The 23,264-nt window shown below is 71.2% G+C and carries 18 protein-coding genes; 10 read left to right on the forward strand and 8 right to left on the reverse strand.

The window, feature by feature from the left end:
- The first annotated feature begins 86 nt into the window (after positions 1-86).
- Both HQQ78_RS03370 and HQQ78_RS03375 read left to right on the forward strand, forming a co-directional pair.
- Positions 87-722: an HAD family phosphatase gene (locus HQQ78_RS03370; RefSeq protein ID WP_123570291.1), complete on the forward strand. Its 636-nt coding sequence runs from the start codon at positions 87-89 to the stop codon at positions 720-722.
- Positions 719-1,864 carry an NADH:flavin oxidoreductase/NADH oxidase gene (locus HQQ78_RS03375; RefSeq protein WP_173151028.1) on the forward strand — a complete coding sequence of 382 codons (1,146 nt, stop codon included), beginning with the start codon at positions 719-721 and terminating at the stop codon, positions 1,862-1,864. Before HQQ78_RS03370 ends, HQQ78_RS03375 begins: the two co-directional genes overlap by 4 nt.
- A gap of 125 nt (positions 1,865-1,989) precedes the next feature.
- Here HQQ78_RS03375 and HQQ78_RS03380 read toward each other — a convergent pair whose 3' ends face one another.
- From HQQ78_RS03380 to HQQ78_RS03390, 3 genes are all read right to left on the reverse strand, one after another.
- Entirely contained in the window at positions 1,990-3,030 is a 1,041-nt protein-coding gene (locus tag HQQ78_RS03380) for a hemolysin family protein (protein WP_056046041.1), read from the reverse strand.
- Positions 3,027-4,478, reverse strand: a complete 1,452-nt coding sequence (locus HQQ78_RS03385; RefSeq protein ID WP_173151029.1) for a hemolysin family protein — start codon at positions 4,476-4,478, stop codon at positions 3,027-3,029. The genes HQQ78_RS03380 and HQQ78_RS03385 overlap by 4 nt, the downstream gene beginning before the upstream one ends.
- A 157-nt stretch (positions 4,479-4,635) precedes the next feature.
- Positions 4,636-6,072 (reverse strand): GuaB1 family IMP dehydrogenase-related protein, encoded by a 1,437-nt coding sequence (locus tag HQQ78_RS03390; RefSeq protein WP_173151030.1) that lies wholly within the window; start codon positions 6,070-6,072, stop codon positions 4,636-4,638.
- Between the two features lie 122 nt (positions 6,073-6,194).
- On the opposite strand from HQQ78_RS03390, the gene HQQ78_RS03395 reads away from it, so the two are divergent.
- Positions 6,195-9,968 (forward strand): multifunctional oxoglutarate decarboxylase/oxoglutarate dehydrogenase thiamine pyrophosphate-binding subunit/dihydrolipoyllysine-residue succinyltransferase subunit, encoded by a 3,774-nt coding sequence (locus tag HQQ78_RS03395; RefSeq protein WP_173151031.1) that lies wholly within the window; start codon positions 6,195-6,197, stop codon positions 9,966-9,968.
- 683 nt (positions 9,969-10,651) lie between these two features.
- Here the strand turns inward: HQQ78_RS03395 and HQQ78_RS03400 are convergent.
- A complete protein-coding gene (locus HQQ78_RS03400) occupies positions 10,652-11,092 on the reverse strand; it encodes a GNAT family N-acetyltransferase (RefSeq protein WP_173151032.1) in 441 nt (146 codons plus the stop codon).
- A gap of 130 nt (positions 11,093-11,222) precedes the next feature.
- Here HQQ78_RS03400 and HQQ78_RS03405 point away from each other — a divergent pair, with 130 nt between their 5' ends.
- Both HQQ78_RS03405 and HQQ78_RS03410 read left to right on the forward strand, forming a co-directional pair.
- A complete protein-coding gene (locus tag HQQ78_RS03405; protein ID WP_173151033.1) occupies positions 11,223-11,801 on the forward strand; it encodes a hypothetical protein in 579 nt (192 codons plus the stop codon).
- A gap of 64 nt (positions 11,802-11,865) precedes the next feature.
- Positions 11,866-13,254, forward strand: a complete 1,389-nt coding sequence (locus tag HQQ78_RS03410) for a LamG-like jellyroll fold domain-containing protein (RefSeq protein WP_173151034.1) — start codon at positions 11,866-11,868, stop codon at positions 13,252-13,254.
- A 120-nt stretch (positions 13,255-13,374) separates the two neighbouring features.
- Here the strand turns inward: HQQ78_RS03410 and HQQ78_RS03415 are convergent, their stop codons facing one another.
- Positions 13,375-13,620, reverse strand: a complete 246-nt coding sequence (locus HQQ78_RS03415; protein WP_043593711.1) for a zf-HC2 domain-containing protein — start codon at positions 13,618-13,620, stop codon at positions 13,375-13,377.
- Positions 13,617-14,303: a sigma-70 family RNA polymerase sigma factor gene (locus HQQ78_RS03420; RefSeq protein WP_082460271.1), complete on the reverse strand. Its 687-nt coding sequence runs from the start codon at positions 14,301-14,303 to the stop codon at positions 13,617-13,619. Before HQQ78_RS03420 ends, HQQ78_RS03415 begins: the two co-directional genes overlap by 4 nt.
- A gap of 96 nt (positions 14,304-14,399) precedes the next feature.
- Between HQQ78_RS03420 and aroA the strand changes: the two genes are divergently transcribed.
- The 4 genes from aroA (at position 14,400) to HQQ78_RS03440 (ending at position 18,476) form a co-directional block, all read left to right on the forward strand.
- Positions 14,400-15,815 carry a 3-phosphoshikimate 1-carboxyvinyltransferase gene (gene aroA, locus HQQ78_RS03425; RefSeq protein ID WP_056046052.1) on the forward strand — a complete coding sequence of 472 codons (1,416 nt, stop codon included), beginning with the start codon at positions 14,400-14,402 and terminating at the stop codon, positions 15,813-15,815.
- Positions 15,816-15,888: 73 nt separating this feature from the next.
- Complete coding sequence (gene rsgA / locus HQQ78_RS03430; protein WP_173151035.1) at positions 15,889-17,019, forward strand: ribosome small subunit-dependent GTPase A; 1,131 nt, start codon at positions 15,889-15,891, stop codon at positions 17,017-17,019.
- Positions 17,020-17,338: 319 nt separating this feature from the next.
- On the forward strand, positions 17,339-18,100 hold the full coding sequence (locus HQQ78_RS03435; RefSeq protein WP_216844236.1) for an inositol monophosphatase family protein: 762 nt from the start codon (positions 17,339-17,341) through the stop codon (positions 18,098-18,100).
- A 235-nt stretch (positions 18,101-18,335) separates the two neighbouring features.
- Positions 18,336-18,476, forward strand: coding sequence for a hypothetical protein (locus HQQ78_RS03440; protein WP_157485316.1), 141 nt, complete (start codon positions 18,336-18,338; stop codon positions 18,474-18,476).
- Between the two features lie 115 nt (positions 18,477-18,591).
- Here HQQ78_RS03440 and HQQ78_RS03445 read toward each other — a convergent pair whose 3' ends face one another.
- Both HQQ78_RS03445 and fdhA read right to left on the reverse strand, forming a co-directional pair.
- Entirely contained in the window at positions 18,592-20,121 is a 1,530-nt protein-coding gene (locus tag HQQ78_RS03445; protein WP_173151037.1) for an MFS transporter, read from the reverse strand.
- Between the two features lie 146 nt (positions 20,122-20,267).
- Positions 20,268-21,488 carry a formaldehyde dehydrogenase, glutathione-independent gene (fdhA, locus tag HQQ78_RS03450; protein ID WP_056046055.1) on the reverse strand — a complete coding sequence of 407 codons (1,221 nt, stop codon included), beginning with the start codon at positions 21,486-21,488 and terminating at the stop codon, positions 20,268-20,270.
- A gap of 329 nt (positions 21,489-21,817) precedes the next feature.
- Here fdhA and HQQ78_RS03455 point away from each other — a divergent pair, with 329 nt between their 5' ends.
- Positions 21,818-23,257, forward strand: a complete 1,440-nt coding sequence (locus tag HQQ78_RS03455; RefSeq protein ID WP_123570302.1) for a polysaccharide biosynthesis tyrosine autokinase — start codon at positions 21,818-21,820, stop codon at positions 23,255-23,257.
- Positions 23,258-23,264: the final 7 nt, after the last annotated feature.

Here is a 23,264-nt window from a genome sequence, read left to right on the forward strand (position 1 = left end):
GACGCGCGCCCACCCAGCCGCGCCCGCCCGACCCGCGCCCACCCAGCCGCGCCCGCCCGACCTGCGCCCGCCGATACGGTGGGTCGATGAGCATCTCACTCCCCGGCCGCACCGTCGTCTTCGACTACGGCGAGGTGATCGCGCGGTTCCCCGACGACGCGTCGCGCCGCCGCCTCGAAGAGCTCGCGGGCGTCGACCCGGACGTGCTCTGGCCCAGCTACGGTCGCCACCGCCACGCCCTCGACCGCGGCACGCTCAGCGCCGGGGCGTACTGGCGGGCCATCGCGGCCGACACCGGCGCCGACTGGACCCGCACCCGCGTGCACGAGCTCTGGGCCGCCGACTTCCCGTCGTGGTTCGTGCCCGAGCCCGGCACGCTCGAGGTGATCGCCGACCTGGCCGACGGCGGCACGCGACTGGCGATCCTCTCGAACGCCGGTCTCGACTTCGCGTCGCCGTTCCGCCACTCGCCCCTCGGCGAGCTGTTCGAGCAGGTCTTCGTCAGCGCCGAACTCGACGACCTCAAGCCGTCGGCCACGATCTTCGAGCACGTCCTCGCCGAACTCGGAACAACGGCCGCCGACACGGTGTTCATCGACAACAGGTCCGACAACGTCGAGGCCGCCCAGGCGCTCGGGATCATCGGGCACCTGTTCACCGGGCCCGAGCCGCTCCGACGCTTCGTCGAGGGGCTCGCGACCCTCCCCACCGAAAGGCGATGACCACACTCGTGACGAACGCAGCACAGACGGCACCCGCCCCCACGACCCCCTCCGACTCCCCCGTCGGCCTCTTCGACCCCATCACCCTGCGCGGCCAGGCCTTCCGCAACCGCCTCTGGGTCGCGCCGATGTGCCAGTACTCGGCCGAGCTCGAGGACGGCGTCCCCACCGACTGGCATCTCGTCCACCTGGGCTCGCTCGCCCGAGGAGGCGCGGGTGCGGTCATCGCCGAGGCCACGTCGGTCACGCCCGAGGGTCGCATCTCGCCGCAGGACCTCGGTCTCTGGAACGACGCCCAGGTCGAGGCGTTCCGCCCGATCACGGCCTTCATCCGCTCGCAGGGTTCCGTGCCCGGCGTCCAGCTCGCGCACGCCGGCCGCAAGGCCTCGACCTTCCGCCCGTGGAGCGAGACGCAGGGCACCGTCCCCGCCGACCAGGGCGGCTGGACCACGGTCGCCCCGTCGGCCGTCGCCTTCGAGGGCTACGACGAGCCCGTCGCGTTGACCACCGAGGCGGTGAGCGACCTCGTCGAGGCGTTCCGCGTCGCCGCGCGCCGCTCGATCGACGCCGGCTTCGAACTGATCGAACTGCACGCCGCCCACGGCTACCTGCTGCACCAGTTCCTCTCGCCGCTGAGCAACTCGCGCGACGACCAGTACGGCGGGTCGCTCGAGAACCGTGCGCGCTTCCTGCTCGAGGTCGTCGCGGCCGTCCGGGCCGAGGTCGGCGACGAGTACCCGTTGCTCGTCCGTTTCTCGGCCACCGACTGGGCCGACGGCGGCTGGGACGAGGACGACACCGCCACCGTCGCGGCCTGGGCGCACGAGGCCGGCGCCGACCTGTTCGACATCTCGACCGGCGGCCTCGTCGCCGGCGTGAGCATCCCCGTGGGCCTCGGCTACCAGGTGCGCTTCGCCGAGCACGTCCGGACGCAGGGGCGCGTCGAGACCGGCGCCGTCGGCCTCATCGTCGGCGCCGAGCAGGCGAACGAGGTCGTGGCCAGTGGCCAGGCCGACGTCGTGCTGGTGGCGCGCGAGTTCCTGCGCGACCCGCACTTCCCGCTCCGCGCCGCGGCCGAGCTCGGGATCGAGCTCGACTACACGCCGCCGCAGTACCAGCGGGCGCCGTTCCGCGCGCACTGAACCGGGCGCGGCCGGCCGAGCACGGCCGGCCGCCCGGGGGCCGTGACGGTCCCGGACGACGCGACCCGCGCCTCCTCACCCCTCGGGGTCAGGAGGCGCGGGTCGTGTCGTCTGCGCGGGCTCGCTCAGCGACGCCGGGTCGCGTCCTGGACCTCGCCGATCAGCTCTTCGAGGATGTCCTCGAGGAACAGCACGCCGCGCGTGGCACCGGTCTCGTCGAACGAGCGGGCGACGTGGACGCCGCTGCGGCGCATGGTCGCCAGGGCGTCCTCGAGCTCGGTCCCCTGGAAGATCGAGATCAGCTGACGGATGCGCTTCGGCGGCACCGGGTCGGCGAACTCGTCCTCGTCGAGGTCGATGACGTCCTTGAGGTGCAGGTACCCCGTGGGGTCGCCGCCGTCGTCGACCAGCACGTACCGCGAGAAGCCGCGTTGGGCGACCGCCCGCTCGACGTCGTGCGGCGTGGCGTCCTCGGGCAGGGTGACGAGCTCGGCCATCGGGACGGCCGTCTGCGCGACGGTCTTCTCGGTGAACTCGAACGCCGCGCGCACCGTGCCGGTCGCGTCGGTGATCATGCCCTCGCGCTGCGACTGGGCGACGATCGTCGCGACCTCGTCGACCGTGTAGGCGCTGGTCGCCTCGTCCTTCGGCTCGACCTTGAAGGCCCGCAGCACGGCGTTGGCCGAGTGGTTGAGGGCCAGAACGACCACGTGCAGGACGCGCGCGATCGCCACGAGCGGCGGGGCCAGCAGGAGGGCGGCACGGTCCGGGAGCGAGAACGAGATGTTCTTCGGCACCATCTCGCCGAACACGACGTGCAGGAACGACACGAGCACGAGCGTGATCACGAAGCCGACGACGCTGACCAGCTCGGGGCTGAGCCCGGTCCAGGCGAGCGGCCCCTCGAGCAGGTGGTGGATCGACGGCTCGGACACGTTGAGGATCAGCAGCGAGCAGATGGTGATGCCGAGCTGCGTCGTCGCGAGCATCATCGTCGCGTGTTCCATGGCCCACAGCGTGGTCTTCGCCGCGCGACTGCCGGCCTCGGCCTTGGGCTCGATCTGCGAACGACGAGCCGAGATGACGGCGAACTCGGCGGCCACGAAGAACGCGTTGCCGGCCAACAACACGACGAGCCAGACGATGCCCCACCAGTCGCTGCTCATCGGGTCACCTCTTTCGTGCGGACCGCGCGACGGTCGTCCTCGACGCCCGTGCGCACCTTCTCGGGCAGCACCTTCGGGTCGCGTCGGCCCGACCGGTCGCGCTCGTCACGCCCGTCGCGGCGGCCCGGCTCGGTCGCCGTGGCCTCGACCACGTCGTCGGGCGTGGGCGTGAAGCGGATGCGATCGATGCGCCGCCCGTCGAGCCGTTCGACGCGGAACGCGCCGTCGTCGGTCTCGACGACGTCGCCGACCTTGGGCAGGCGGCCCAGCTCGCTCATCAGCCAGCCGCCGACGGTCTCGTAGGGGCCGTCCTCCGGCACCTTGACCGAGGCGCGCTCGAGCAGCTCGTCGGGACGCAGCAGACCGGGGAAGGTCAGCCAGTTGCGCGACCGGACGACGTCGACCCGGCTGCGGTCGTGTTCGTCGCTGACCTCGCCGACCAGCTCCTCGATGAGGTCCTCGAGGGTGACGACGCCGGCGGTCCCGCCGTACTCGTCGACGACGACGGCCATCTGGTAGCCGCGACCCCGCACCTCGCCCAGCAGGTTGTCGAGGGTCATCGTCTCGGGGACGCGGACGGCATCGGTCAGCAAGGCGGACACGGGCACGTCGGCCCGCTTCTCGCGCGGCACCGAGACGGCCTGCTTGACGTGGACCAGGCCCACGACGTCGTCGATGCCGTCGTCGGTCACCGGGAACCGTGAGTAGCCGGTGCGTCGCGCCAGTTCGAGGACCGTCTCGGCGGAGTCGCCGCGCGCGACGGTCGAGAGCCGGGGCCGCGGGGTCATGACGTCGGACGCGGTGTGGTCGCTGAACACGAGCGTCCGGGCGAGCAGGGTCGCCGTGTCGCGGTCGAGGCTGCCCTCCGTGGCCGAGCGTCGCACCAGCGACGACAGCTCTTCAGCCGTCCGGGCACCCGACAGCTCTTCTTTCGGTTCGATGCCCATGGCGCGCAGCACGGCGTTGGCCGTGTTGTTGAGCAGGGCGACCGCGGGCTTGAACACCGTGGTGAACAAGACCTGGAACGGGATGACCAGCTTCGCCGTCTTCAGCGGCAGGGCCAGGGCGAAGTTCTTGGGCACGAGCTCGCCGATGATCATCGACAGCAGGGTCGCGACGACGATCGAGACGATCGGGGCACCGACCGCGACGACCCCCTCGGGCACGCCGACCGCGGTGAGCGGCGGCGACAGGAGGCGCGAGATCGCGGGCTCCATCGTGTAGCCGGTCAGCAGGGTCGTCAGCGTGATGCCGAGCTGGGCGCTCGACAGGTGCGTCGACGTGATGCGCAGCGCCCCGATGGTCGGGGCGAGCCCCTTCTCACCTCGGGACTGACGGGCCTCGAGGTCGGACCGGTCGAGGTTCACCAACGAGAACTCGCTGGCGACGAAGAGTCCGGTGCCCACGGTGAGCAGCAGGCCGAAGGCGAGCAGTATCCACTCGTTCACCGGGTTCCGTCACCCCGCTCGGAGGACGTGGCACCCGAGGTCGGGAGGCGCGGCGTGCGATGGTGCGTGGGTGCGGTCGTCTGAGACGGAGGGTCATCCATAGACGGGAGATCTTACGGCACGTGCACGCTTTCCGTCGCGCGACCTCGGCCCCGTCTCACCAGCTGACGGGGAGCGCCTTGCCCTCTTCGTAGCCGGCCGCCGACTGGACGCCGACGAGCGCTCGCTCGGCGAACTCGGGGACCGACCGAGCCCCCGCGTAGGTGAAGGAGCTGCGGACGCCCGAGGTGATCATGTCGAGGAGGTCCTCGACTCCGGGACGCAGCGGGTCGAGGTAGATCTTCGACGACGAGATGCCCTCGGCGAAGAGCGTCTTGCGGGCCAGTTCGTAGGGGTCGAGGCGCTCGAAGCGACCGCGCACGGCCTTGGTCGAGGCCATGCCCCAGCTCTCTTTGTAGAGGCCGCGCTCGTCGCTCGCCAGCTCGCCCGGCGCCTCGATGGTGCCGGCGAACCACGAGCCGATCATCACCGACGACGCACCCGCCGCGAGGGCGAGCGCGACGTCGCGGGGGTAGCGCACCCCGCCGTCGGCCCAGACGTGCGCGCCGAGGGCACGGGCGGTGGCGGCCGTCTCGAGCACGGCCGAGAACTGGGGGCGGCCGACGGCCGTCATCATGCGGGTGGTGCACATGGCGCCCGGCCCGACGCCGACCTTGACGATCGAGGCGCCGGCCGCGACGAGGTGGCGGACGGCCTCCTCGGTGACCACGTTGCCGGCGACGATCGGCAGGCCCAGGCCGAGGGCCGAGACCGCCTTGACGGCCCGGATCATGCCGTCCTGGTCGCCGTGGGCCGTGTCGATCACGAGCACGTCGACGCCCGCGGCGGCGAGTGCCCTCGCCTTGCCGGCGACGTCGCCGTTGATGCCGACCGCCGCGGCGACGCGCAACCGGCCGTCGGCGTCGACCGCGGGCTGGTAGATCGTCGACCGCAGCGCGCTCTTGCGGCTCACCGTGCCGACGACCCGACCGTGCCGCAGCACGGGCGCGAAGTGGATGTCGGCCGCGACCATGCGGTCGAAGGCGTCGCGGGGGCTGTCGACGTCGTCCGCGTCGAGCGAGGTCAGGGCGCCGTGCAGCAGGTCGCCGAGCACCGCGTCCCGCGGGGCCGTGGCCAGGCGCGAGGTGGCGATGCAGCCGAGGTACGCCCCCGTGCCGTCGTGCAGGACGATGCCGTGGCCCTCGACGGCCGGGACGACGGAGAGCGCCTGCTCGACGGTCTGCCCCGCGTCGAGCGAGTACGGCGTGTCGTAGTCGACGGGCTGGTCCTTGACCCAACGGATCGCGGCGTCGAGGTCTTGCAGGTGCATGTCCTGCGGCAACACGCCGAGGCCGCCCCGACGCGCCAGCGTCGCCGCCAGGCGCGGGCCCGTGACCGAGTTCATGTTGGCCGACACGATCGGGATCGTGGCACCGGTGCCGTCGCCCGGGGAGAGGGACACGTCGAGCCTGCTGGTGATCGACGACCGGCTCGGGACGAGGAACACGTCGGAGTAGGTCAGATCGTGCGTGGGGGTCGTCTCGTAGAACCGCATGGGTCCACGGTAATCCCTGTGAGTCGTCCCGCCGAGGACCGGCCGTTTGCGCTTAAGGTGGAGGGGGTGGGCGTCGCAGCCCACGCACTGATCAACAATCAACGGAGAGTGGGCGATCGGCTGTGTCAAGCCACGTGACCGGTACAACTGACGACGGCGCTGCAGCCGAGTTCGGGGCCAACGAGTGGCTCGTCGACGAGCTCTACGAGCAGTGGGTGGTCGACAAGAACTCGGTCGACGAGTCGTGGTGGCCGATCCTCGAGGCCTACACGCCGCCCGAGGGCGGATCAGCCCCCACGTCGCCCACCGCACCGTCCGTCGAGACCGCACCCGCGCCTCCTGCGTCGTCCGCTGCCGCTCCGGGTGCCGGGGCGACGGCACCCGCCGCCGCTGCGACCGCCGGCCAGAAGGCCGCCGCGCGCACCACCTCGGTCGAGCCGGCGGCGAAGCCGATCCCGGCCCAGGTGCCCGACAAGGCCAAGGCGAAGCCCGCCTCGGCCGGCGAGCAGCCCACGCCCGAGGCCGAGAACGTGGTCTCACCGCTGCGCGGCATGGCCAAGTCCCTCGCCACGAACATGGACGCCAGCCTCACCGTGCCCACCGCGACGAGCGTCCGCACGATCCCGGCGAAGCTGATGATCGACAACCGCATCGTCATCAACAACCACCTCAAGCGCGCCCGCGGCGGCAAGGTGTCGTTCACCCACCTGATCGGTTGGGCCCTGGTCCAGGCCCTGAAAGAGTTCCCCAGCCAGAACGTCTTCTACGACGAGGTCGACGGCAAGCCGTCGGTCGTCACCCCCGCGCACGTCAACCTCGGTCTCGCGATCGACATCCCGAAGCCCGACGGCACCCGGGCCCTGCTCGTTCCCGGCATCAAGAAGGCCGAAGAGATGCACTTCGGCGAGTTCCTGACCGCCTACGAGGACATCGTCAAGCGCGCCCGCGACAACAAGCTCGCCGCGGCGGACTTCCAGGGCAACACGATCTCGCTGACCAATCCCGGCGGCATCGGCACCGTCCACAGCGTGCCCCGCCTGATGAAGGGCGCGGGCGCCATCATCGGTGCCGGTGCACTCGACTACCCGGCCGAGTTCCAGGGGTCGGCCTCGAAGACGCTCGTCGAGCTGGGCATCGGCAAGACCATCACGCTCACCAGCACCTACGACCACCGGGTCATCCAGGGGGCGGGCTCGGGCGAGTTCCTCAAGAAGGTGCACGAACTGCTGATCGGGCAGCGCGGCTTCTACGAGGACATCTTCGCGGCGCTGCGCATCCCCTACGAGCCGATCCACTGGAACGCCGACATCAACGTCAACCTGGCCGAGCGCGTCAGCAAGACGGCCCGCGTCCAGGAGCTGATCAACAGCTACCGCGTGCGCGGCCACCTGATGGCCGACATCGACCCGCTCGAGTACCGCCAGCGCACGCACCCCGACCTCGCGATCGAGAGCCACGGGCTCACCTTCTGGGACCTCGACCGCGAGTTCGTCACCGGTGGCCTGGGCGGCCGTACCCATGCCCTGTTGCGCGACATCCTCGGCATCCTGCGCGACTCGTACTGCCGCACCATCGGCGTCGAGTACATGCACATCCAGGATCCCGCGCAGCGCAAGTGGATCCAGGACCACCTCGAGGTGCCCTACACGAAGCCCTCGCACGACGAGCAGATGCGCATCCTCGCGAAGCTCAACGAGGCCGAGGCCTTCGAGACCTTCCTGCAGACGAAGTACGTCGGCCAGAAGCGCTTCAGCCTCGAGGGCGGCGAGTCCACCATCTCGCTGCTCGACACGGTCATGCAGCACGCCGCCCGCGAAGGCCTCGACGAGGTCGCCATCGGCATGGCCCACCGCGGCCGCCTCAACGTGCTGACGAACATCGCCGGCAAGACCTACGGTCAGATCTTCCGCGAGTTCGAGGGCACGCAAGACCCGAAGACGGTCCAGGGCTCGGGCGACGTCAAGTACCACCTCGGCACCGAGGGCGAGTTCACGAGTGCCGTCGGCGAGACCATCCCCGTGTACCTGGCCGCGAACCCGTCGCACCTCGAGGCCGGCGACGGCGTGCTCGAGGGCATCGTGCGCGCCAAGCAGGACCGTGGGACGCCCGGGGCCTTCAGCACGTTGCCGATCCTGATCCACGGTGACGCAGCCATGGCCGGCCAGGGCGTCGTGGTCGAGACGCTGCAGATGTCGCAGCTGCGCGGTTACCGCGTCGGCGGCACCATCCACATCGTCATCAACAACCAGGTGGGGTTCACCACCCCGCCGTCCGAGTCGCGCACGTCGGTGTACTCGACCGACGTCGCCAAGACGATCCAGGCTCCGATCTTCCACGTGAACGGCGACGACCCCGAGGCCGTGGCCCGCGTCGCCGAGCTCGCGTTCTCGTACCGTCAGCAGTTCAAGCGCGACATCGTCATCGACCTCGTGTGCTACCGCCGACGCGGTCACAACGAGGGAGACGACCCCTCGATGACCCAGCCGCTGATGTACAACCTCATCGAGCAGAAGCGCTCGGTGCGCACCCTCTACACCGAGGCCCTCGTCGGCCGTGGCGACATCACGCAGGACGAGTACGACGGCGCACACCGGGACTTCCAGGAACGCCTCGAGCGCGCCTTCGCCGAGACGCACGCCGCGCAGACGGGGTCGATCCCCGTCGTGACGAGCGACGACGGCGACGTCGCCGACCTCGAGCGTCCCGTCGCCCAGCAGGACGACGCCCGGGGCGAACCCGAGACCACGGGGGTGTCGCTCGAGCTCGTCCACGACATCGGTGACGCCCACGACAACCCGCCGGCCGGGTTCTCGGTCCACCCCAAGCTGCAGCAGTTGCTCAAGAAGCGCGTCGACATGAGCCGCAACGGCGGCATCGACTGGGCCTTCGCCGAGCTGCTGGCCTTCGGCTCGCTGCTCACCGAGGGCACCCCCGTGCGCCTCGCGGGCCAGGACAGCCGACGCGGCACCTTCGTGCAGCGGCACTCGGTGCTGCACGACCGTGAGAACGGCCAGGAGTGGCTGCCGCTGCAGAACGTCGCCGACAACCAGGCGAAGCTCTGGATCTACGACTCGCTGCTCAGCGAGTACGCGGCCATGGCGTTCGAGTACGGCTACTCGGTCGAGCGGGCCGACGCGCTCGTGCTGTGGGAGGCGCAGTTCGGCGACTTCAGCAACGGCGCCCAGACGGTCATCGACGAGTTCATCTCGTCGGCCGAGCAGAAGTGGGGTCAGCGCTCGAGCGTCGTCCTGCTGCTGCCGCACGGCTACGAGGGGCAGGGCCCCGACCACTCGTCCGCCCGCATGGAACGCTTCCTGCAGCTCTGCGCCGAGGACAACATGACGATCGCGCGGCCGTCGACGCCCGCCTCGTACTTCCACCTGTTGCGTCGTCAGGCCTACGCCCGCCCGCGTCGTCCGCTCGTGGTCTTCACCCCGAAGGCCATGCTGCGGTTGCGTGGAGCGACCAGCGGGGTCGACGCCTTCACCTCGGGTCGCTTCGAGCCGGTGCTCGACTGCACGCGGGTCTCCGAGCCCGAGTCGACCAAGCGCGTCGTGCTGCACAGCGGCAAGATCCACTACGACCTGTCGACCGAGCTCGACAAGCGAGGCGTCCAGAACGACGTCGCGCTCGTCCGCCTCGAGCAGCTCTACCCGCTGCCCCTCGACGAGATCCGCCGCGTGCTCGACCGCTACCCGTCCGCCGAGCTCGTCTGGGCGCAAGAAGAGCCCGAGAACCAGGGCGCCTGGCCGTTCGTCGTGCTCGAGCTGCAGAAGCACCTCGATCGACAGATCCGCGTGGCGTCGCGTCCCGCGTCGGCTTCGCCGGCCGCCGGCTCGAACAAGGCGAGCGCTGCGCAGCAGGCGACCCTGATCGCCGAGGCGCTCGACCTGTAGACGGTCCTCGCCCGCACGACCGTGGCCGCGCCTCCTGAAGGAGGCGCGGCCACGGTCGTCTCGCGCGTCGGCAACTCAGGAGAAACGTGCCCGCCGGGGACGGCCCCGGGCTGAACGACGGCAAGAGTCCTGACGTGCCGACGCGGATCGATTCGGGGCCGCGGGACGGGCCGACGGACGGCGCTTGCACCGGCCCCGGTCCGCCCGGGTTCGAGTCCGCGCCCCGCTGTCGGCAACTCAGGACTCCTGCTGCCGCAGCGGGCGCAGACACCCCGATGTGCAACCGTTCTCCGGAATTGCCCACACACACGCCCGCGACGAACGGCGCCCGCATCGACATCGCACCGGCACCGGCACCGGCACCGGCACCGGCACCGGCACCGGCACCGGCATCGGCATCGGCATCGGCATCGATGGTCGACCCCGGGAGCGGACCCGTGCCGCCCGTCGGCAATTCAGGACTCCTGCGCGCGCAGCACCCCGCGGGGCACGTCACGACGACACCGGCCAGGAGTTACCGGCGCACGACGCACGAGGCACGACGCGTCACCCGCGACACGGCTGGCCGCGGAGGGAGTCGGCACCGCGGAGAGGGATCGAACCTCAGGGCTGGGCCACCGGCGGGACGGCGCGGCCAGCACCGGGAGGGCGGTCAGCGTCAGGAGGAGACGGGACCGCCGCGGTCAGATGAGCTTCGAGTAGCGGACGCCGGCCTCGTGGTAGCCGCGCTTGCGGTAGAACCGGTTGGCCGAGTCGGTCGCGGCAGCCGAGACGGCGTTGAGAACGCGCGCCTGGTGCCCGCGGGCCCAGGACTCGAAGTGCCCCAGCAGGTACGAACCGACGCCGTCGCGGCGGGCCTCGGCCGACACGACGAGCAGCAGGAGTTCGGCCGTCGGCGCGTCGTCGTTGTACGCCCACACCACGTGACCACCGGCCACGGCGGTGATGCGCCCGTCGTCGCCACGGACGACCCACGTCTCGTGCCCCGCGTCGGCCGTGAGCCGCGTCAGGCGCGCGGACAGGACGTCCGCGTCGAGCGTGTAACCGAGCAGGCCGATCAACGACACGAGGTCGTCGAGGTCGCTGGTGGTCGGGATGCCGAGGGGCTGCACCGTTGCGGTCATGCCACGACGCTAGCGCAGGGGCGAAGAGTGTGACGACCGCCCGCCGGGCCGTGGCGGACGTGCTCTTGCTTTGATCTTGACGAAGTCTTAGTATATTACCTGCAACATATTCTCACAGACAGGATCAGCCATGCACTTCTCCCCTCGTTCACGCCGTGTCACCGCCCAACTCGCACTTCCCGTGGCCGTCGTGCTGAGCGGCATCGTCGTCGGCACCAGTTCGTACGCCGCATTCTCGGACCAGACCGACAATCCCGCCAACTCCTGGGCCAGCGGCAAGGTGGCCATCAGCGACGACGATGCCGGCGAGGCCCTCTTCGACGTCGCAGGACTGCTTCCGGGCGACTCGGGCTCCGACTGCCTCACGGTCACGACCGACACCAGTGCCGACAGCTCCGTGCGGTTCTACTCGAGCGAGTCGAGTGACGCCGACGCCCTCGCGGACCACCTCGACCTCGTCGTCGAGCGTGGCGCGGCGACGGACGACTGCTCGACCTTCGAACCCGTGGGCGCCCCCGTCCTGGACGGCAGCCTCTCCGACCTGATGGAGGTCACGTCGTTCGCCGACGGCCTGGGGCAGTGGGACGTCCCCGCCGGCTCGACCTCGTCGACGTACCGCTTCAGCTACGAGCTCGACCCCGCTGCCCCCAACACGGTGCAGGAGGCGAGCGCCATCACGACGTTCGTCTGGGAGGCGCAGAACGACTGACCTCGCAGGCGTCGGCCCCCGATACCCGCCTCCCCCGCACGGCCCCGAGACAGAGAGGACCCCGATGCCCCCACGCCTCCGTCGCTGTTCCGGCGACCTCGGTCCGCTCGTGGTGGCGACGACGGCGCGGACCGTCCTCTGGCTGGGCGTCCTGCTCGCCCTCTGGTGCGTCGTGCCCGCCGCTCTCGGCTGGCACGTCACCACGGTGGCGAGCGACTCGATGGCACCGCGCCTCCTGACCGGTGACGTCGTCGCCGCCGCCCCGATCGACGGCGACGACGTCACGCCGGGCCAGGTGCTGCTCGTCGACGACCCCGACCGCTCTGACCGGCTGCGGCTCCATCGGCTCGTCTCGCACGAATCCGGCGGGCTCCGGCTGCGGGGTGACGCCAACGCGGCCCCCGACAGCTCGCTCGTCGACGCCGAGGCCGTCCACGGGGTCGGGATCTTGCGGGTGCCCTGGGTGGGGGCGCCGGGGCTGTGGCTCCGGGGCGGCGAGGTCGTCCGGCTCGTGATGCTCGCGACCGGGGTCGCGGTCCTCGTCGGGCTGGCGCGTCTCGACCATCCGACGAGGTCGGCAACACCGTGTCCCGGCTGCGGACGACCCCGCTGGGAGGTCACCGCTCCGCCGATCGGGACGGCGGCGTCCCGGTCCGCCTCGCCGACCGCCGTCGGGGCAGCGGTGCTCGTCGTCGCTTCCCTGACGGGCATGGTGCCGAGTGGCGCGGCGTTCGCGGGAGTCACCGCGTCGGGCGGTCATGCCTCGACGGCGCACTTCCCGTGCATGGCGGGGCCCCTGCTCGACGACCCCGTCCTTGCTTGGGACTTCGACGAGCCCAAAGGGGACGACTACCGTGACGCCAGTGGGCACGATCGGGCCGGGCGGGCCCTGAGCGGCGCGGTCCGGAACGACGGATCGTGCGAGGCGAACCCCTCGCTCGACCTCCGGGCGGACGACGCCCGCGTGGTGGCCGAGACCCCTGAAGCAGCGCCGTCGACGTTCTCCGTCGAGGCCTGGTTCCGCACCGACCGGCCGGGCGGGCGCATCGTGGGCTTCGGTTCGAGCGACGCCCCTGCCTCGCCGAACAAGGACCGCCAGCTGTACGTCACGGCCGACGGTCTCGTGTCGTTCGGCGTGCAGGGCTCCAACGATTTCCGGTTCGCTGTGGCGAGCCGCAGCCGGGTGGACGACGGCGAGTGGCACCACGCCGTCGGCACCTTCCGCCCCGGGGGCCTCGACCTCTGGCTCGACGGCGTCCACCAAGCCGGCCGGAGCGACAACCGGGCAGCCAAGACGTACGACGGCTCGTGGAGGGTGGGCCGCGAGTCCCTCGACCCGTGGCCCGGCCAGCCTGCCGACTACACGTTCCGGGGTGACGTCGACACGGTCCGGGTCCACGACCGAGTGATCGACGCTCCGTCCGTCGCCGCGCACCACTCCGCCGGTCGCTGACCAGCGCCTCGACGACCGACGACCGAGGAGGTGCGGGCGGCGTCGACCGTGGAGCTCACGCCCGCGACAGACGAGTCGGGCGGCGATCCGGGTCCACGACCGCGACCGGCGAGGCGACGACTAGCGGTGGGCGGACTGCAGCTCGCGCAAGCGCGCCAACACGGTCGCACGCAGGTCTTCGGGTGCCGTCTCGCGGCAGGCCCGCTGGACGGCCTCGGTCAGCACGACGCCGACCTTGTGCTCGCCCGAGCAGTCGCCGCAGTTCGCCATGTGCTCGCGGATGTCGGCCGCGTCCTCGCGGCACAACTCGTTGTGCAGGTAATCTTCGAGCTCGGCCTTGGCCTTGGTGCAACCACAGTCGGTCATTTCTTTCCGCCCTTCGACGAGCCGACGGGAACGGCGATGCCACGATCGCGTGCGTAGTCGGCGAGGAGTTCACGGAGCAGGCGACGGCCGCGGTGCAGGCGGCTCATCACGGTGCCCACGGGGGTCTTCATGATGTCGGCGATCTCTTGGTACGAGAAGCCTTCGACGTCCGCGAAGTACACGGCCATGCGGAAGTCTTCGGGGACCTTCTGCAGGGCGTCCTTCACAGCACTGTCGGGGAGGTGGTCGATCGCCTCGGCCTCGGCCGAGCGGGTGGAGCCGGAGGCGCGGGTCGCCGACTCGGCGCCGCCCATCTGCCAGTCTTCCAACTCGTCGATCGTGCCCTGGTACGGGTCGCGCTGCTTCTTGCGGTACGTGTTGATGAACGTGTTGGTCTGGATGCGGTAGAGCCAGGCCTTGAGGTTCGTGCCCTGCTGGAACTGCGCGAACGCCGCGTAGGCCTTGACGAACGTCTCTTGCACGAGGTCGCTCGCGTCGGCCGGGTTGCGCGTCATGCGCATGCCCGCGGCGTAGAGCTGGTCCATGAACGGCAGCGCCTGTTCTTCGAACAGGGCGCGCTTCTCGGCGTCGGCGTCGACCGCCTCGAGGGCGGCGTCGACGTCGGCCTCGGTCGGTTCGACGGCGGCGGTCGGTGTGGGCTCGTGGCCCTCGGGGGTGCTCATCAGGGCCGATTCTAGTTCGGCGACGGTGATTTCCCTCGGTGCGAGTGCGACAGGCACAGGTCCTCCAGGTTCTTGCTGCATTACTGTGGTGAACCGATGCAGGTGTACAGGTATTCCGGGCCCGAGTTCTCTCCCTACGGCGACGGGAAGGTTCCCGAGGTCGACGAGGGGCGCTGGGTCGCGCCCACCGCCTCCGGGCCGTTGCGCGCCTCCTCGTCCCTGCCCGGGTCGAAGTCCCTGACGAACCGCGAACTCGTGCTGTCGGCGCTCGCCTCGTCGCCGTCGACGCTGCGGCTTCCGCTGCACTCCCGCGACACGGCGCTCATGATCGAGGCGCTGAAGGCCCTGGGCACGACGGTCGCCGAGTTCCCGAACGACTCCCCCTTCGGCCCCGACCTGGTCGTCACGCCCGGCGAGCTGCAGGGCGGCGCGACGATCGACTGCGGCCTGGCCGGCACGGTCATGCGCTTCCTGCCCCCGGTCGCCGCACTCGCCCTCGGACCGGTCACCTTCGACGGCGACGCCGGAGCCCGCAAGCGCCCCATGCGCACGACGATCGACGCCCTGCGCTCCCTCGGCGTCGAGGTGAACGACGACGGCCGGGGCGCGCTGCCCTTCAGCCTCTACGGCACCGGCGAGGTCGAGGGCGGCGACGTCGAGATCGACGCGTCGGCCTCGAGCCAGTTCGTCTCGGGGCTGCTGCTGTCGGCCCCCCGCTTCGAGCGCGGCCTCACCCTGACCCACACCGGCGAACGCCTGCCGAGCCTGCCGCACATCGAGATGACGATCGACGCGCTCGCCCAGCGCGGGGTCGAGGTCGCCTCGCCCGCCGTCGGCACCTGGATCGTGCCGCCGACGCCGATCGCGGGGCGCGAGGTCGTCATCGAACCCGACCTGTCGAACGCGGCGCCGTTCCTCGTGGCCGCCCTGGTCGCGGGCGGCACCGTGTCCATCCCGCACTGGCCCGCCGACACGACCCAGGTCGGGGCCGACCTGATCGAGCTGCTGCCGCTCTGGGGTGCGTCCGTCACGCTCGACGGCGACACCCTCACCGTCGACGGCGGCGTGGGCCTCGTCGGCGGCGGCTCGCTGCCCGGCGTGGACGTCGACCTGTCCCGCGGTGGCGAGCTCGCCCCGGCGCTGGTCGCCCTCGCCGCCCTCGCGTCGGGCCCGAGCACGATCACCGGCATCGGCCACCTGCGCGGCCACGAGACCGACCGCCTCGCGGCCCTCGCCGCCGAGATCAACGCCCTCGGAGGCGCGGTGACCGAACTCGAGGACGGCCTGCGCATCGAGCCGTCCCCGCTGCACGCGGGCCAGTGGCGCACCTACGAGGACCACCGCATGGCGACGGCGGCGGCGATCATCGGCCTCGCGGTCGAGGGGGTCGAGCTCGATGACGTCCGGGTCGTCGGCAAGACGCTGCCGCAGTTCGTCGAGTTGTGGGACGAGATGCTCGGCCGGTCCGTCCGCCAGAGCCCCGCCGACATCGACCTGCTCGGCTTCCTCTAGGCGCCGGGCCGACGACGATGAGCGGGGCACGGCGCAGGACGAGCGGGGCACGGTCGACGATGAGCGAGGCACGATGAGCTGGTGGAGCGACGGCGACGACGCCGAGGACGAGGGCGACTACGCCCAGTACGACGAGAGCTCGGTGCGGGTGCGCCCGAACCCCAAGGGCAACAAGCCGCGCACCAAGCAGCGCCCGGCCTACGCGAACGCCGAGGAAGGCGTCGTCTGGACGGTCGACCGTGGCCGCTACGGCGTGCTGATGGACGCCGGCACCCCCGACGAACGCGAGATCACGACGGCGCGGGCCCGCGAGCTCGGCAAGAAGAGCGTCGTGACCGGCGACCGCGTCGGTGTCGTCGGGGACACGAGCGGCTCCGAGGGGTCGCTCGCCCGCATCGTCAAGGTGCACGACCGCTCGACCCTGCTGAGGCGCAGCGCCGACGACAGCGACGCCGTCGAGCGCGTCATCGTCGCCAACGCCGACCAGATGCTGATCGTCGTGGCCGCCGCCGACCCCGAGCCCCGGCCCCGCCTGGTCGACCGCTACATGGTGGCGGCGTTCGACGCCGGGGTCGAACCGATCCTCTGCATCACCAAGACCGACCTCGCCGACCCGGCACCGTTCGCGGCGCACTTCTCGTGCTTCGACCTGCGCATCGTCACGACGACCTCGACCTCGTTCGACGAGGTCGCACCCGGCGGGCAGGCCTCCCCCGCGCTCGACGAGCTGCGCGGCGTCCTCGACGGCCACGTGACGGTCACGGTCGGCCACTCGGGCGTCGGCAAGTCGACCCTCGTCAACGCCCTGACCGGGTCGCGTCGCGAGGTGGGCGTGGTCAACGCGGTCACCGGTCGCGGACGGCACACCTCGTCGTCGACCGTGTCGTTCAAGGTGCCGACCGGCGGCTGGATCGTCGACACCCCCGGCGTGCGGTCGTTCGGACTCGGGCACGTCGACCCCGAGAACATCCTCAAGTCGTTCGCGGCGCACGCGATCCCGGCCGAGGGCGAGCCGGTCGACGGCATCCCGCTGGCCGAGGCCCACGACTGGGAGATCGTCGACCGCATCGAGGCCGGCGAGCTCGGCGACGTCGGCCGCGAACGGCTCGAGTCGCTGCAATCGCTGCTCGCGTCCAAGGGCGGCGTGAGCGCCCGCGACCTCGCGGCCGCGGCCGACGACGCCCGCAGCGACGAACTCGGCTAGCGCGCCGCCGCGTCGCACCGCGCTCGGTCGCTCGGCGTCGGCCGATCCGCGCCGGGGCCGACCGCGCGACATCGCACCGCGTTTCGTGCAGCACACCTGGACTAGTCGCGGTGACGTGCACGAAACGCGGTGCAGTGAGGTGCGGGGCGGGGCGGGCCGGGGGCGGCGGTGCGGTGGGTGCAGGAGGCGCGGGCCGGGTCGGCGGACAGGGCGCGGACGAGCAGGGCGGGCTGGGTACGCTGACGGGGTGACCGATGCTGCCGAGCCGACCCGCGCCTCCTCGTCCGACCGATCCACCGGGACGCCCTGGGCGGACGACCTGGCGCTCGCCCTCGAGCTGGCCGACCTGGCCGACGCGATCAGCACCGAGCGGTACCGGTCGGCCGACCTGCACGTGTCGCTCAAGCCCGACCGCTCGCACGTGACCGACGCCGACCAGGCCGTCGAGCGGGCGATCCGCGACCGGGTCGCCGCCGCGCGGCCCGACGACACCTTCTACGGCGAGGAGTACGGCCACGACGCTCCCTCGCACCGCCAGTGGGTGGTCGACCCGATCGACGGCACGGCGAACTTCCTGCGCGGGGTGCCGGTCTGGGCGGCGTTGATCTCGCTCGTCGTCGACGGGGTTCCCGTGGTGGGCGTGGTCAGTGCTCCCGCGCTCGGCCGGCGCTGGTGGGCGACGCAGGGCGGTGGCGCGTTCTCATCCGAGCACGACGGGCCGCTGCGGGTGTCGGGCGTGCGCGACCTGGCCGACGCGTCCCTCAGCTTCAACGGGCTCGAGTACTGGATCGACGCCGGGCGCCTGCCGCAGCTGCTCGACCTGACGAGCCGGGTCTGGCGGACGCGGGCGTACGGCGACTTCTGGTCGTACATGCTCGTCGCCGAGGGCGCACTCGACGTCGCGGGCGAGTTCGACCTGCAGCCCTACGACATGGCGGCCGTGGCGGTCGTCGTCGAGGAGGCCGGCGGACGCTTCACCAGTGCCGAGGGCCAGCCTGGGCCGTGGCACGGCACCGCGATGGCGACGAACGGACTGCTGCACGAGAGCGTCCTCGGGGTCGTGGCCGCGCCTCCTGCCTGATCGGCACCGGCGGCCGAGGTTCATCCCTGCGACGGAGGGCGACTCAGCCCTGCGCTTATGTTCACGCAACGTCCGGGCGGCTTGACTGATCACACGACGTCACCGGCTCCGCACAGGGGCACCGAGCAGCTCGGGCAGGGTCGTCAGGGGCTCCGCCGCCCGTGTCCCTGCACGGGCGGCCGGGCCTCGCCAACCGCGTCACCGACCGCGTCACCAGCCGATCGAAAGGCCCATCATGTTCGTCACGCCCGCCGTCTCCGTCTCCGCCACCACCAGCACGGTCGCCGGCTCGATCGACCCCGCGTCGATCGCCCTGCCGACCACGCGTCAGGTCGACGTCACGAGCTACGTCGTCGAAGCCTTCGCCCGCCTCTGACCCGACCGCCACCCGACGGTTCGCCGCCGGACGATCCGCCGTCCGACGGTTCGACGCCTCGGGAGGCGCGGCCCCCCGAGGAGGCGCGGGTCGCCTCCTCGACAGCGGTCGCCGGCTACGACGCCTCGGCCCCCTCGCCCACGCGCCCCTTCTTGCGGGCGCGCAGGTCCATCAGCCCGAGCACGAGCGCCACGGACACGAGGGCGATCGTGACGAAGAAGCCGTTGCGGTAGGCCACGTGGTAGACGTCGAGGTTCGCCCCGTCCGCTCCCCCGGAGCCGGCGATGACCGAGTAGAACGTCGAGACCGCCGCCGCCGTGCCGATGGCCGTGCCGGCCCGCTGACCGACCTGCCCCATCGAACCGGCGACGCCGCCCATCTCGACGGGCACCTCGGCCAGCGTCAGCGTCTGGTTGGGCGAGATGACGAAGCCGCCGCCGGTGCCGGCGATCAACATGCCGATGCCCATGGCGTAGGGCGTGATGTCGCGCGGGGTGAGCACGGCCGCGAGCAGCAGGGCGACGAAGCCCACCGCGACCAGGATCAGCCCGAGCACGACCAGGCTGCGACCGAAGCGGTCGACGAGGCGTCCGCCGTAGAACGCGGCGACCGCGCTGGTCAGTGCGAAGGGAATCGTGACCATGCCGGCGTAGACGGGTTCGAGGCCGAGCCCCTGCTGCAGGTACAGGGTCGTCAGCAAGAAGGTCGCGGGCAGGGCGCAGAAGTAGACCGTCGCGATCAGGGTGCCGTTGCGGTACGACGCGAGCGAGAACAGGCTGAAGTGCACGACCGGCGACTTGCCCCGGGCCTTGTAGCGCTGCTCCCACCAGACGAAGGCGGCGCCGAAACCGACGAAGCCGATCAGGAAGAGCCAGCGCAGCGGGTCGTCCCCCTGGCCGGTCGTCAGCACGAACGGCAGCATGAGGGTGAAGATCGTCAGGCCGAGCAGCACGATGCCGAACAGGTCGAGCTCGTTGTGGCCGTTGGAGGCCGTCCGCGTCTTCGGCAGCAGCTTGAGGGCGAAGAAGATGGCGATCAGGCCGAGGGGGATGTTCATCCAGAACAGCAGGCGCCAACCGTCCTCCGGGCCGCCGATCGCGATGAGCAGGCCACCGAGGGTCGGGCCGAACGCCGTGCTGACGCCGATGATGGCGCCGAAGAAGCCGAACGCGCGACCGCGCTCCTTGCCCTGGAAGAGCTGCTGGATGAGCCCGAGCACCTGCGGCATCTGGATGCCGGCGGCGACGCCCTGCAGGATGCGCGCGGCGACGAGCAACTCGATGGTCGGCGCGAGGGCGCAGAGCAGGCTCGCGACGGTGAACGAGGTCAGGCCGATGACGAACATCATGCGGCGCGACTTGAGGTCGCCGAGTCGGCCGGACGGCACGAGCGAGAGGCCGAAGGCGAGCGCGTAGCCGGCGACGATCAGCTGCAGGGCGGTGGGGCCGGCGCCGAGCGACGCCTCGATGCTGGGCAGACCGACGTTGACCTTCGACAGGTCGAGGATCGTCAGGGCGGCGACGCCGACGCAGACGGCGAAGGCGCGCCACTTCTGGCGTTCTTCGTCGGAGCGGGCGGCGCGACCGGAGGCGGGGCGGGCGGCGTCGGCGCCTCCCGGGGCAGGGGCGTCGGATGTCTTCGTCATGGGATCGTTCCGTCATACACCGTGCACGGCCTGCAACGACGCGGGTGCCTGCGGAACGCGAGGGGCGAGGGTGCGCCGACCCGCGCCTCCCGGGCTCTGTCGGTCGGGGGAACCGAGAGCCGAGGAGGCGCGGGTGGCGACGAGGGTCAGGCCGCCTTGATCAGGCCGTTCGGGTTGAGGACGTACTTCGTGGCCGCGCCCTGGTCGAACTCGGCGTAGCCGCGCGGGGCGTCCTCGAGGCTGATCGCCTGGGCGTGGACGTTCTTCGCGATGCTCGTGCGGTCGTGGAGGATCGCCATCATCAGCTGCCGGTTGTACTTCATCACCGGGCACTGGCCCGTGGTGAACGACAGCGACTTGGCCCAGCCGGTGCCGAGGCTGAGCGACAGCGAGCCCTTCTGCGCGGCGGCGTCGATGCCGCCCGGGTCGCCGGTGACGTAGAGCCCCGGGATGCCCATGGCGCCACCGGCCGCGGTGATGTCCATCAGCGAGTTCAGCACGGTGGCCGGTGCTTCCTCGCCCGAACCGCCTCCGTGGCCCTTGGCCTCGAAGCCGACCGCGTCGACGGCGCAGTCGACGAGGGGTTCGCCGAGGATCTGGTCGATCTGCTCGCCCGGCTCGCCCTTGGTCAGGTCGACGGTCTCGCAGCCGAAGCTGCGGGCCTGGGCGAGGCGGTCGGCGTTCATGTCGCCGACGATGACGACGCTGGCACCGAGCAGCAGGGCTCCGGTGGCGGCGGCGAGGCCGACGGGGCCGGCTCCGGCGACGTAGACGGTCGAGCCGACCTCGACCCCCGCGGTGACGGCACCGTGGAAGCCGGTCGGGAAGATGTCGGACAGCATCGCCAGGTCGAGGATCTTCTCCATGGCCTGGTCGGCGTCGGGGAACTTGAGCAGGTTCCAATCGGCGTAGGGCACGAGCACGTACTCGGCCTGGCCGCCGACCCAGCCGCCCATGTCGACGTAGCCGTAGGCGCTGCCGGGGCGGTCGGGGTTGACGTTGAGGCAGATGCCGGTCTTGCGTTCCTTGCAGTTGCGGCACCGGCCGCAGGCGATGTTGAACGGCACCGAGACGATGTCGCCGACCTTGATGAACTCGACGTCGGGGCCGACCTCGACGACCTCGCCGGTGATCTCGTGGCCGAGCACGAGGTTCGTCGGGGCGGTGGTGCGGCCGCGGACCATGTGCTGGTCGGAACCGCAGATGTTGGTGGCGACCGTGCGCAGGATCGCGCCGTGGTTGACCTTGCGCCCGACGTTGGCCGGGTTGACGCCGGGGCCGTCCTTGAGCTCGAAGGTCGGGTAGTCGACGTCGATGACCTCGACCTGGCCGGGGCCCTTGTAGGCGACCGCGTGATTCGTTGCCATGGTGATCCTCCTTGATCACGAGCGAGCACGGGACGTGCCCGTCGTCGGCAGGCTATTGCGCGGGTCGGGTGGTGCGCCCGAATCACAGCCAGCGTTCAGGCGGACGATCAGCGACGGGTGTCGCGGTACGGCCCCCCGCACCCCCGTTCGGGGGCCACTTCGCCGGATCGGGCAACATATGTACCCCGTCTGGCCGTCCCGTGTGTGAGTATTGGTCACGGCGCAGAGTCGCGGGGAGCCATCAGGGTGCCGGGAGGCATGGTCCGTGCGACGACTGCCGGGGTGCCTGCCGCGGTGCCCGCACCCGATCAGGACAGGACCTCAGCCACGTGGAACTCCGTGACTACATCCGCATTCTCCGCAAGGGCTGGATCTTCATCGCCGCCCTCACGCTCGTCGGCCTCGCCGCCGGGGCGCTGAGCTCGATCCTGGCCACGCCGACCTACGTGTCGTCGACCCGGCTGTTCGTCTCGGTGCAGGCGCAGGACTCGTCGACCACGGTCGACGCGGTGCAGGGCAGCAGTGCGGCCCAGCAGAAGGTCCGGTCGTACGTCGACGTCGTGACGAGCGACGCGGTGCTCGACCCGGTCATCGACCAACTCGGCCTCGACACCACGGCCGCGAGCCTCGCCTCGAAGATCACGGCCGAGTCGCCCCTCAACACCGTGTTGATCAACATCACGGTCACCGACACCGACGCCCAGCGCGCCGCCGACGTCGCCAACGCGGTGGGCGCCTCCCTCACGGACGTCGTCGTCAACGAGCTCGAGACGCCGACCGGTGGAGGCGCGAGCCTGGTCAAGATCGCGACGATCGTCCCCGGGTCGGTCGCCTCGGCCCCCTCGACCCCGCGCACCACGCTGAACCTCGGCCTCGGCCTCCTGATCGGCCTCGCCCTCGGCGTCGGAGCGGCCGTGCTGCGCAGCACCCTCGACACCCGCATCCACGGGTCGCACGACGTCGAGCTCGTCACCGACGCACCGATCGTCGGTGGCATCAGCTACGACCCCGGGGCGAAGAAGCACCCGCTGATCGTGCACGTCGACCCGCGCAACCCGCGCGCCGAGTCGTTCCGCACCCTGCGGACCAACCTGCAGTTCGTCAACGTCGAGTCGGCCAGCCGCTGCTTCGTCGTCACCTCGTCGCTGCCCGGCGAGGGCAAGACGACCACGACGGCCAACCTCGCGGTGGCCCTCGCCGAGACCGGTGCCACGGTGGCCGTCGTCGACGGCGACCTCCGCCTGCCGCGCCTCGCCGACACCCTCGGGCTCGAGGGCGTCGTCGGCCTGACCGACGTGTTGATCGGTCGTGCCGACCTCCAGGACGTCCTGCAGCCCTGGGGCCGCGGCACGATGTACGTGCTGCCGGCCGGCCGCGTTCCCCCGAACCCGAGCGAGCTGCTCGGCTCGAAGGCGATGTCGTCGCTGATCGAGTCGCTGACGACGTCGTTCGACTACGTGCTGATCGACGCGCCTCCGCTGCTGCCGGTGACCGATGCGGCCATCCTCAGCAAGCTGACCGGCGGTGCGATCGTCGTGTCGGCCGCGGGCCGCACGACCCGCAACGAGCTGCAGTCCGCGCTGCGCAACCTCGAGCACATCGGCAGCAAGGTGCACGGCATCGTGCTGACCATGCTGCCGACGAAGGGGCCCGACGCCTACGGTTACGGCAACTACGGGGCGTACTACGGCATGGAGCAGGACGCCCCCGAGGCGGGCGTCGGCGACCTGCCCGTGGCCCCGAAGACGAGTTCGCGCTCGGCGAAGTAGGCGGCCC

The sequence above is a fragment of the Frigoribacterium sp. VKM Ac-2859 genome (assembly GCF_013204925.1).
Lineage (GTDB): Bacteria > Actinomycetota > Actinomycetes > Actinomycetales > Microbacteriaceae > Frigoribacterium.